Annotated in this window: 10 protein-coding genes; all 10 read right to left on the bottom strand. The window is 36.0% G+C overall.

Going from position 1 to position 12,222, the window contains the following annotated elements:
- Nucleotides 1–5: 5 nt before the first annotated feature.
- Nucleotides 6–821, bottom strand: a complete 816-nt coding sequence (locus D9780_RS04345) for a sulfite exporter TauE/SafE family protein (protein ID WP_121639412.1) — start codon at nt 819–821, stop codon at nt 6–8.
- A 241-nt stretch (nt 822–1,062) separates the two neighbouring features.
- On the bottom strand, nt 1,063–1,989 hold the full coding sequence (locus D9780_RS04340; RefSeq protein ID WP_121639411.1) for a c-type cytochrome: 927 nt from the start codon (nt 1,987–1,989) through the stop codon (nt 1,063–1,065).
- Between the two features lie 173 nt (nt 1,990–2,162).
- Complete coding sequence (locus D9780_RS04335) at nt 2,163–2,597, bottom strand: universal stress protein (protein ID WP_073010920.1); 435 nt, start codon at nt 2,595–2,597, stop codon at nt 2,163–2,165.
- A gap of 220 nt (nt 2,598–2,817) precedes the next feature.
- Complete coding sequence (locus tag D9780_RS04330; protein WP_121639410.1) at nt 2,818–3,513, bottom strand: tryptophan synthase subunit alpha; 696 nt, start codon at nt 3,511–3,513, stop codon at nt 2,818–2,820.
- 6 nt (nt 3,514–3,519) lie between these two features.
- Complete coding sequence (locus tag D9780_RS04325; protein ID WP_121639409.1) at nt 3,520–4,797, bottom strand: PTS ascorbate transporter subunit IIC; 1,278 nt, start codon at nt 4,795–4,797, stop codon at nt 3,520–3,522.
- Between the two features lie 266 nt (nt 4,798–5,063).
- Nucleotides 5,064–5,330 (bottom strand): PTS sugar transporter subunit IIB, encoded by a 267-nt coding sequence (locus tag D9780_RS04320; protein WP_077703161.1) that lies wholly within the window; start codon nt 5,328–5,330, stop codon nt 5,064–5,066.
- Nucleotides 5,327–7,288 (bottom strand): BglG family transcription antiterminator, encoded by a 1,962-nt coding sequence (locus tag D9780_RS04315; RefSeq protein WP_121639408.1) that lies wholly within the window; start codon nt 7,286–7,288, stop codon nt 5,327–5,329. Before D9780_RS04315 ends, D9780_RS04320 begins: the two co-directional genes overlap by 4 nt.
- A gap of 678 nt (nt 7,289–7,966) precedes the next feature.
- Complete coding sequence (locus D9780_RS04310) at nt 7,967–9,529, bottom strand: BCCT family transporter (RefSeq protein ID WP_121639407.1); 1,563 nt, start codon at nt 9,527–9,529, stop codon at nt 7,967–7,969.
- 102 nt (nt 9,530–9,631) lie between these two features.
- Complete coding sequence (locus tag D9780_RS04305; RefSeq protein WP_073010911.1) at nt 9,632–10,864, bottom strand: peptidase U32 family protein; 1,233 nt, start codon at nt 10,862–10,864, stop codon at nt 9,632–9,634.
- Between the two features lie 215 nt (nt 10,865–11,079).
- Nucleotides 11,080–11,991, bottom strand: a complete 912-nt coding sequence (locus D9780_RS04300; RefSeq protein WP_371413730.1) for a peptidase U32 family protein — start codon at nt 11,989–11,991, stop codon at nt 11,080–11,082.
- Between the last annotated feature and the right edge of the window lie 231 nt (nt 11,992–12,222).

Below are 12,222 nucleotides of genomic sequence, written 5' to 3'. Positions count from 1 at the left end.
ACTCCTTATGACAGCCCTTGAAAAATCATTCGAATTCCAATTATAATTAATAAAATGCGCAAAATCCATTCAAGCGCTTTTCCAGTCAAGCGTTGATTGATCATGGCTCCTAATTTTCCACCAATCCATGCTCCTGGAATGAAGAATAGCGCATATTGCCATTCCAAATTACCAAGCGTAATATGTGTGCTAGCTCCAATTAGACTAATAAATAAAATCATAAACATAGATGTCGCTGTAGCTACATGCGCAGGTATACCAAATAAAAGAATCATAGCGGGAACTATGATTGATCCACCACCAATACCAAACAAGCCGGAAAGAATCCCTACAACTAGCGACAACACAAACGCTATCCAAGCCGAAAAATGATAATAATACGTTTTACCGTCTATATAAAAGCTCCGTAAACCTTTATTTTGGGGTTCAACTTGCGAGGTTATCTTTCGTTTCATAAAAAATAACATGGACACTGCGATCATAACGATTCCAAAGTAAAATAAAAACGGCTCTGTATCCATAAACTTGTTGAGCCAAGAGCCAAAAACACTTCCAGGAATACTCCCTGAAATAAGCCACAAGCCTGCTTTATAATCAATTCGTTTTGTTTTTACATAAGCAACTGTTGAAGATAATGCTGTGAATACCATTGCTACAAGCGAGATTCCAACTACAGCTTGAGGCGTTACCCACGCGAATGCATCTACAAATTGATGTAACCCCAGTAAGCTTGGAATAAGAATAAGTCCTCCACCTAATCCCATCAAAGCACCAACCAGCGCTGTTACTATCCCTATTGCTAAACAAAGAATGAATACCATTTTTGATCCCTTCTTCTACATACCGCCATTTTCTTCTGACGATAGCCAATGTAAAAAGCTTTTCCTTTCTCTATCCTAGCACTGATTTTTAGAAAGAGAAACTTTCATCTTGTATAATTAGCTCGGGTATGCCCTTCTTATAATGGGAGTACAGCCTATAATAGCCTATCTTGCATAAATATAAACGCATTTAAAAGAGCTGTATTTATCTTTGGGATAAAGTAAATACAGCTCTCATGCATTATTTAGCAGGAATAACATTTTCAATATGAGCCCAATTAAATGTGCCTTCACGAATTTTTTCTCTGCGTTCTTTATTTATAATATCAGAAGGTCTACCTCCATTTGGCCAATCTGAGTCATGTCCTTTCCACTCCGGTCGTTCTTTTGATAACAAAAAAGCTGCAATATCCGCTGCTTCTTGATCTGTTAACGTGTCGTCTTTATTTGGAGGCATATTATTTTTTAAATATCCAGACATTTTACTCAGTCTACTCATACCCGCTCCATCATTAAATGAATTATCTCCCCACAAGGCTGGTCCAGTTGTTGCTCCGGTTCCAGAACCATCAGTGGCATGACAACTCAAACAATTTTTTTGCTCGTATAATTCTTCTCCCCTGGTTACATTAGGCTCAGGAATTTCCTCCATCGTATTTTGCATCCGCCACGGGATTTCTTCACCGGTTTCAATCCCTTCTGAAATATACGTTAAGTAAGCTGTAAGCGCACGCATTTCTTCACTATCATAATCCATTTTCTGCCCATTCATACTTCTTACCATACATCCATTAATTCTGTCTTCAATTGTAAACGCTACGCCTTCTCTTGGTCTATACTGCGGAAATTGTGTCGTCACACCTACCATACTAGAGGAAGGGGCTACCCCACCATCCGCGTGACAGCTTGCACAGGATAATTCATTCCCTACTCTTTCCGATAATACAGTGTTCGTCTCGTTAAATATTTTTTCGCCTTTTTGAATGTAAGAAGTCATCGGATCATCCGCATCTAACTCCTCCATAGAAGGAGGATTATACGCTAACTCTCCCTCTTGTTCTCCTGTTTTCTTATTGTTTTCTGCCTCGCTATTACTACACGCTGTAAATAAAATTAAAAACATTCCAAGTGACATGAACAATAGCCATTTTATTCTACTTCTCATCATTATGCATCCCCCCTGTTCATCTAGTCACTTTAAGCGTAACATATATGCAGGATACATAATGCTATTTAAGAAAACGTTTTCACAAAGTTAACATTTCCCTTATTTTGTGAGCAAAAATATTGACATTGCAAATATAAAAAGCAAGGGATTATTCCCTTGCTCCACCATTTACTCTATTTTACAATAAGTACTTTACACGCTGCATGTTGAACAATTTGACTACTGACACTTCCTAACAGAAGTCGACCTACTCCACCCAGTCCTCTACTACCTAAAATAATCAATTCTATATTATTTTCTTTTGCATACTCTACAATTTGAGAGCTTGGATTACGAAAAGAATAATCTAACAACACTTCCGATTTACAATGAATGCCTTCTTCTTCAAATTCTTCTCGTATCCTTTCCATTGATGGACGAATTTCTTCTGCCATATCACCCATAAAACTGCGAGCAAGTGCCGCATTAGCTGTTGGCCCAGCGTGAGTAATGACAGTTACTGCATGCACTGTTGCATCATCAACAAGCTTAGCCTGCTTTTTTGCTTCCTCTACTGCTTTTCTACTTAATTCTGAACCGTCATAAGCTACTAGAATATTTGCACTCATACTATGCTACTCCCCCTTAGCTAACATTTTCTACCTAGTTTCATCATAACATATATAATGGTTAACTTTAACAAAATCATTGTCGAAACCTATAAGTATCCAAAAGTAAACACTAAAACGGCTTATGAATTATGGCGATTGTGTACAATATAAAAAAGCTCGCAGAATACTATATAAGCAATCTACAAGCTGTAAAATAACATACCAATACCCATTTTATTTATCGAATATACTTTAGTTCGTTGAGATAGTTTTCAATATGCTCCATTGTAGAAGTTGCTACCAAGTTCACAAAATAAGAACCAATAATTGCTCCATCTGCACCGTTTGCAAACACACTAGCTACGTCTCTTTGATCTTTGATGCCAAATCCAATATAAACAGGAATCGAGCTAAACGTCTTTATACGCTTCATTGTATCCATATAATTATTTGGCACATGATGAAAGCTACCCGTTTTACCAATGCCACTCATACAATAAGCGAATAAACGATTATGTTCCAACTGTTCTTTTAGTACTTCGTCAGTCATTTCCTCATTATAAATCTGTATAGGTGAATGAAAATCTTCAATAGTAACAGTTCTATCAACGCATAGTAAACCGTCCATTGTATTTTTACAGGAAGTTAATAAATCGTACTCCATAAGACCTTCCGCATAAGTCATAACCACTACTTTAAAAGAATATTGCTCCTTTATTCTAGCTAGTATTTGTTTAAAATCGGCTTTATTAAACCCTTGATTTAACACTTGTTGATGGCTTTCCTTAATAACCGCCCCATCCATGTGAGGATTGGTGACTGGAACACCCAATTCTAAAATGTCGACCTTATATTTCTCCATAAGATCTAAAACATCAAAAAATTTTGTTTCATTTGGAAAACAGCACGGCAGATACAATGCAAGTTGTTTCATGATTTATTAGCCTCCAATCAACTTAAGTAACAAACCTAGTAATGGCCCATACAAAGCATAGTCAGTTTCACTAAGTATGCGCATAATAGAAGCATAGGACCCTACTTGCGGAAGAAGAAATGCTTGACCAAGAATTAAAATTAAACCATTGGCAAACGAACCAATCAATGCACCTCTAACTCCCCCTGTTGAATTCCCAAATATTGCTGTAGCAGCACCAGTAAAGAATGTTGGTATTAGTGCTGGAAAAACAGCAATTGGATAATCAATGAAAGCCAAGATGATCATCCCAACAAATCCCGCAACTAAGCTCGTTAAAAAGCCTACAATAACTGAGGTCGGGTAATTTGGGAATAAAAGCGGTACATCTAAGCCAGGTTTTGCATTTGGGATAACTTTATCAGCAATTCCGTGAAATGCAGGGATGATTTCAGCTAATAACATCCTTACACCAGCTAAAATAACAGTAATCCACAATCCAAATTGCAAGCCATTTAATAAAGAGAAAGAAAAAACATCTCTTCCCTCACTTATATTTTTCATAACCCAAGTTGGACCAGAGATAATGGATACAACAAGGAATAATAAAAACATAATAACTGTTAGCGCTATCGTCATTTCACGCAAGAAATTTAACATTTTCGGAATCTTAATATCTTCTAAATCGCGTTTTTTATTACCAAACACCCCGCCTAGCTTTGCTGCAATCCAAACACCACTAGAACTAGAGTGTCCTAACGTGAAGCCTTCTCCACCTTTAATATTTTTCATAAGCGGCGCTACATAAGAACAAGTAAACGTTAAATAAAATCCGAGTATAAGTGAACCAGATAATACAAGTGGGACAAATCCCATATTCGTACCGAACTTTAACAATGCTGCGATTAAACCAGCATAGAAAAAAGACACATGAGCAGACAAGTGTACATATTTAAATGGGGTCATTCTTGCAAATAAAATATGAATAATGAAGCCTAAAGCAAAAATAAGTGCCATTTCAGTACCAATTGCAACAAAGCTTTCCATCTGAGCTTCAGCAAGTGTTGGTACTTCTGCATTCAAATGAAATACTTTACTAAGCATTGGCTGTAAAGGTAATAAAGATATTCCTAGAGATTGTGCTCCGGTGTTAATAAGCAAAAAGCCGATCATTGTTTTAGCTGTGCTGGAAACAATGTTATCAAAGCTTTTCTTTTGTACCAATAAGCCGATTAAAACAACAATTCCAATTACAAACACTGCTTGACTGAATATATTGTCAATTAGATACATAATGAAATCCATTAGCTGAACTCTCCTTCGTTTATATTTGTGAAATTATTAACTTAAAAGTGCTGGGGATTATGATTTATAGTTACATTGGCATATTGCCTAAAGATTAATTGTTCTATGCTACAACTACTGGATAACTACAAGTCCTTTTACCAAGGTTATTATTCGGTTATTCATGTCACCTTGATGGTTCATAATGATGCTCTAATTATATTTCTAGGTTGCTCAATAACTTATTGAATCTAACTGAGCAACCTTTAAAAGAAATAACACTATCGCTAAATTACTTTCATTAATTCTGTTCTGAGCAACTCTTTATCCATCATGTTATCAATTCTTACAACCTTCGCTTTTGAATTGCGTAAAATATCTGCAAAATCAGACGTTGTTATAACAATATCATATTCATCCGCACTTACTGAGCTGATATCTGATGCCTCCACAGTAGCTTGAATTCCTTCTTCAGACAGCACTTGCTGTGCATATACCCGTAACATCATACTACTCCCTACACCAGCACCACAAACTGTAACAATTTTAATCATTGTTTTTCCTCCTTTTGAAAAATATCCATAATTTCTTTTGATGATTCAGCGTTTAAAATCGCCGTTAGCTTTTCTTCTTGGTTTAAAACACCCACTAATTCTGACAATGCAGTCAAATGTGTTTCGTGATCTATTGCACAAAAACCAATAACAATTCTCACAGGATCATTCGTTCTATGCCCAAAAGCAATTGGATCTTTCAATGTAACAATGCTAAAACCAATTTCTTTTGCTCCATACTCTGGTCTTGCATGGGGCATGGCTATCCCAGGTGCAATGACGATATAAGTACCATTTTCATGAACATTGTTAACCATTGCTTCAATGTAATCTCGTTTAATTAAGTCATTTTTCAAGAGCAATTCACCACTTAGTTTTACAGCACTATCTCTATCTTGTACATCTGATTGTGTAATAATCAGATTTTCATTCAATACTTCAATTAACACAGGATTTGCTCTCCTCTCTAGTTGACGCGTTTTTGTTGCATCATGCTGAAAATACTGCTGTAGCTTATTTCTAAGCTCCAATGAATTAAGAACAGTACAGTAAGGCTCTATAATTTGCAAAATATCCAACACAAGCAACTCTTGTCCCTCAAACTTTTCTAATAACAAAGCTAATTTCTGAATATCTTCTTTTGATAATACAGGATTCACATTAATAACTTCTGTCCCTTTAATCTCTATTGAAACAGTCGTTATGACTAAATCAATGAACTCTTGTTGAACAATTTCAGCAGCCTGTCTGGCTGGAAATGCACCTAGTACACGGATATGAAACAAATTTTTTAATTGTGTTGCTAACATTTGTGATGTGCTCATTCCTGTATCGCAAACAATAATGACAACAGGCTTTCTACGGATTTTTTTCTTTTGTCTTTCTATAGCTGCAGTAACATACATCGTAATAAAAGAAGCTTCATGTTCATTAAAGTTAACGTCCAACTGCGTTTCAACAACAGGGATTGTCTGCATTACTTGATGATGCACATATTGGTAGTTTTCCTTTATAGCATTTAAAACAGGATTTTCAATGTGCGTATCATTTTTAAGCCGGTAAATGGCTGGCCGTAAATGAGCCATTAAACCGTTAAATAGTTGCGCATCCTCCATAAACGACATATGAAATACCGTTTCTAGCTTTTCAACAAAAGTACGAGTTACCATTTGTAATGGAAGCCATTGGTCGTTCGTATTTCCGTATTGTTTCGCCCCCTGCAGACTACTACTAACAAGTTGTGAAGCAAAATACATTACTTCGTTTTCTGGAAACACGATGCTAAAAGCTCGTTCTATTTCTTTTTGGATGATACAAGCTACTTCATACTCACGAGTTTCTAGAATACTTGCAGAAATCGCTTCATCGTTAAGTGTACGTCGCATCTTTACGCGAGTAATAGCCAATCCAAGGTGAAGAATAACTCTAAAGTAGGAATGATCTGAAATAATTATTTGCAGATCATCTTCAGCCTTTCTAACCATACGAGTAAGGTGGTTGATCTCTTCAACAGAAAGAAACTCATTTAGAATAGACTGTTCTACACTTGTAATTTGTACACGCTCTCTTTTTTCATTTTTATAAATTGTTAAGAGTGCTTTTCTCATTGCTAATTCTGTACCCTCTATTTTCAAGCCTTTATAAGGATAGGATGTTAACGATAATGATTGATCCTGTAACCAAAACTTCCATTGCTTCATATCGTTAATTACCGTATTTCTCGATACCTTTAAAAAGTTAGAAACTTGATCAATAGTTACATATTCATGGCGAGTTAACATATAATGTAAAGCAGCATTTTTTCGTTCTTCAGGTGAATAGACCCCTAGTTCTTCTTGATCCAATAGATCTTTTAGTTTTTTTTGATCCGATTTCCGAAGCTGTAATTTTATGCCGTTTCTTTTTTGACGTAGTAAAGAGGGAAGATCATATGCTGCCAAAAATGCATCAATGTCCATTAAGTCATTGTAAATGTACGTTGACTTACAGAAAAGTGTTGCGTAAGTGCATGGACCGTAAAAAAATGATCATTTTCAATAAATAATAAAACAATATCTCGCGCGCGATTATTCATCTATCTTCACCTCATTTATATTATACAAAGTCCCTAGTTTAGCTACCAAGACCAAATCATTGCAGTTTAAATTGCAATCTTTGGTTTAGCAATTGCAATTTAAACTGCAATTGATTGCGAAAGACTTGGCAATAAGCCAAGTCTTTCGCAATCGAGCACCCATAAACATCTATGTGCCATTTTTAATGCAAATCGCCATTAGCTGTGCTATCTTTTAGAAATACTTGGCTTGTCGCCAAGTATTATGGAGAAAGCCTTTGTTTTCCTTATCCTATAAACCCCAAAATTTTATACTCCCTCTATATATCCTATAGTACAAGTATTAGGTGAAATATTCTATTCGAAAATAGTAGAACACTAATATTAACCATGTTAATATTTGCTATTAATTCTATTACTATCCCCTCTTTCGGAAATTTTTTCATATTTTCCTTACAAATGAAATAAAACAGGTAAGAATTATAAACTTTACATTTATGCTTTCCTATAGAAACTAAAAAACCTCTAGCAACTTTTCAGTCTAAGCTACTAGAGGTTCTTCACTCCATATCTTTTAAACAACTTATTCTTCATCACGTACATTTGTTTTCCAAGCTTTATCTTCATCGATCATTTTTTTAATAGCATATATCGTTAGAAATTGAACAACAATTATTGGGAGCCCCAATAATCCTGAAACAACTTCTAACGGCGGCAAACCACCTATTCGCATTAAAATTAACGCCAGCACTGTAATAACAGCAGCGACAATGATGCGTAAATATTTGGACGGTTCCACTTTGCTCATATTTTCGGTACTCGTATAAGACGCGATAGTATACGTAGTAGAATCTAATGTAGTCGTTAAGAAAATCATTGCAATCGTAATAAACATGATAAGCACGATCGTTGAAAATGGTAACGACGATAATATATCTGGAATAGCTTGCATAGCGTCATTATTTGCTACCGTATCTAAGACGGAAACATCACCTGACAAATAACTGTTTACACCTAAACCACCAAGTACACCTGTTGCTACCCAAGAAATAAAAGTTGGAGCCATTAAATACGTTAATATCATTTCTTTAATCGTACGACCATAAGAAATCTTCGCCGCAAATACGCTGTGCAACATGGCCCAAGTAGCATTATAAGCAAACCAAAATATAGTCTGACTTTCTATATGCGAAGTCCCACCGATACTTAAAGCATTTGTATGAAAAGACATATCGACATAATTAGACACTAAAAATCCAACACTGTCCGTAAAGTAATTAAGGATAAAAACACCAGGTCCTATTAGCATAATAATTAAAGCAAATGCACCAGCAAGATACATATTAAATGTACTTAACTTTTTTATTCCTCTCTCTATCCCTAAATAAGCACTCACTGAAAATAAAAGCACCCATACAACTGTAACAATAAACGTTAGGGTAAAGTTTATTTCTATGTTTAATAGTTCAGCAAGATTATACGTAACAATCGGCGCGCCCAGTCCTAATGTTACAGCGGCTCCTGCTAGAATGCTTATTAGAAAGATAACATCTAAAATTTTGCCCCCGACACCATCTGTAAATTGGTCCCCGAAAATAACACGACAAGCTTCAGATATCCGCATGACTGGACTCTTTCTCACATGTAAAATATACCCCATTGCTGGAGCAGCCATCACAAAGATAGCAAATGTTTGAAAGCTCCATAAAAACATACTATATGAATTCCCCCACAGTATAGCTTCCGCTGACTGAGGAGCGACTCCAAATGGTGGGTTAACCGCAACATTCGCCCACTCCGTCATGCCTGTACGCATAATCGTTGAGCCTAAACCCATAGCAATTAAAATAGACGCATATTCAAATAATGTAAACCGTGGCTTATCAGCAGGATTTCCTAACACCACTTTACCGTATTTTGAAAAAGATAAATAAAACGCTACGCCTACTAAGATAATTGCATACCAAAGATAGCCCCAACTAAACACATCTACTAATTTATTAAATATCATATTTAAAATTTTCAGCGATTCATCTTCATACAATGATAAGGGAATGCTAATAGCAATAATGATGAACAGTGCCGGTAAGAAAATTTGATAATCAATTAATTTTTTTTGCTGCCTTCTTTTACGCTTTGTACTCAAACAAACAACCTCCAAGTATGATTAAGTTTACTTTTTGTAATACCACTTGGAAGAAGTTTGTAAACGTTAGTACGGTTTTTCACATATTAAAAATTCATCTTACTATTTTGCTTTTCTCATCATATCGAATGGCTTCACAGGTGCATCCATTTGCACACGGACTTTCATCATTGGGTGAGCAGCTCGCTCTATAGGCTCACCCTCATCGTTCCACATCTGATTAATTGTTTGATAAACATGTGTAAAGCCAGGGCCGTAAAACTCTACTTTATCTCCGACAGAAAAACTATTTCGTTGTTGTACAGTAGCTATTTTGGAAGCATCATTATATTCCAATACTTGACCAACAAATTTATATACCGGAATTTTTCTACGACGTCCAAATAATTGCTGCTGTTCATTCGGCGTTCCGTAATAAAAACCAGTTGATAATTCACGTTGTGCCACTTTCCAAAGTTCATCTTCCCAAGCTTGCTGGAATGTAAAATGAGCAGGATCTTCACAATAACTGTCAACAGCTTTGCGGTACACATTTGCTACCGTAGAAACATAATGGATTGATTTCATTCTTCCTTCAATTTTCAAACTATCTACGCCATTTTCAATAAAGTCGGGAATGTGGTGAATCATAGACATATCTACCGCACTCATGGAGAATGGTTCATCCGTTTCCTCATCTGTATAAGCTTGGCAAACGCCTTGATGCTCCAACTCGAACAAATCATATTTCCAACGACAGGATTGGGAACAACCGCCTCGATTTGCATCTCTAGCAGACATATGGTTAGATAACGTACAACGCCCAGAATATGAAATACACATTGCACCGTGGATAAATGCTTCAATCTCTACATCTGTATGATTTCGTATTTCTTTAATCTCATCCATTCCAACTTCTCTTGCTAATACAACACGCTCCAAACCCTCTTGTTTCCAAAAGTTCAACGTCTCATAGTTCGTTGCAGAAGATTGTGTCGATAAGTGAATCGGAAGCCCCGGCGCTTCTATCATACACGTTTCAATTAAAGCTGGATCTGAGACAATAACTGCACGGACCCCAATATCCCTTATCGTTCGAAAGAAATCCCCAGCTCCTTTCATATCTCCTTCATGAGCTACCATATTTGCAGCAACATACACATTCGCTTCATGTCTTTTGGCAAAGGCAACCCCTTCCTGCATTTCTTCATACGAAAAATTACCTGCACGGCTTCGTAATCCGTATGCATTTCCACCAATGTAAACAGCATCTGCACCGTAGTATATAGCTGTTTTTAATTTTTCTAATGTTCCAGCTGGCGCTAAAACTTCTGGCTTTTTCTTTAAAACTTGCATGATTCACAAACCTTCCTTCACTCATTCATCAAGTTAATTTCAATTAAAATAAAGAGCCTTTGAAATAAACTCAAAGCTACGTACCTATTTTGGGAGTCAAATACATTCGGTTAACAAAATCTATGCCTTGGCTTATATCCTAGCCCCATGGCAAAAGATTTTGTTTTATAAGTTAACACTAAAATGTTAACTCCTCCTATAATGCAAACAACACATTACTGCACATCTTCTGGATTTTTTAAAAAGAATCCAGCATCCAGCGTTCGTTCATATGGATGATTTTCTATTAATTTTGTTGTTAAATTTTCCTGCAACTGATCGCTCCAACCATTATCTACAAACGCCTGTTTTGCTTGAACAAAAAGCTTTGCAATCTCTACAAATGCTTGTCCTCGTGTGTAGATCCCATCTAGTTTCCATTTTAAAATCCGTGCATGCGCTAATTTTTCTAAATAAGGTAATAAGTTAATATCATTTGTGTCAAATATATGTGTACCATTGATGTCTTCATAAATTGAATAATGTGTTGTTGGTTTTTTCGCTTCTGCCATAAATAAATTTTTGTTATTCACGTTTTGCTGTTTTGTATAACTAAAATAATTCGTAAGGAGGGGCCGCTTTGAATGGTGAATACAAGTTGCTCCATAAACAAGTACTTCCACAGGAATTATCGCATTGGTAGCTATAGAATGTAATTCTTGATACGTTAACTCCCTTGCAAGTACTGCACCTTTGGCTCCACGCTGCGCCCAGAAATTCACTTGTTTTGCACTCGTAACCATCGTATGAGGGTCATACACATATGGTAATTGCACTTGATACTTGCGTAGTAAATGGATAACTCCCGGATCACCAATAGTTACCGAATCAACCATTAGTTCTTGTAAAAACTCAAAATAGCCAGGAATTAACTTAATTCGATCGTTATGAATAATAGCATTCATTGCTACACATACTTTTTTATTATTTTCATGGGCTATATAACATATTTCCTTCACTTCTTCTCGCGATAGACTTGCTGGTAAACGGAGACCAAATGTATCCTCTCCAACATATAATGTATCAACACCAGCATTTAATAATGACTTTGCTTGGTTCACTGATTCTGCTGTCGCTATAAGTTCGATCATTCACAATCATCCTTAAATATATATTTATTCATGTAAATCTTTTCATTACTAACTGTGTAAGAGCTTGATTGTACTTTAATTTATGTGTTTCACAATCAATACCCCTCCGTTATAATACCATAAAAAGTGTTGAGGCGACGTTCAGAAACAAACATGTAATAAATCCGTCAATTCCTTTGTTAATATATGTAAAAAAACCCCTCACATAGTAGTAGCACGTGTCTCATT

This window comes from Virgibacillus sp. Bac330 (assembly GCF_003667845.1).
In the GTDB taxonomy this organism is placed as follows: Bacteria; Bacillota; Bacilli; order Bacillales; family Amphibacillaceae; genus Virgibacillus; species Virgibacillus chiguensis.
Note: the sequence above shows the minus strand (reverse complement) of the source record. Positions and strands in the feature narration are given on the sequence as shown.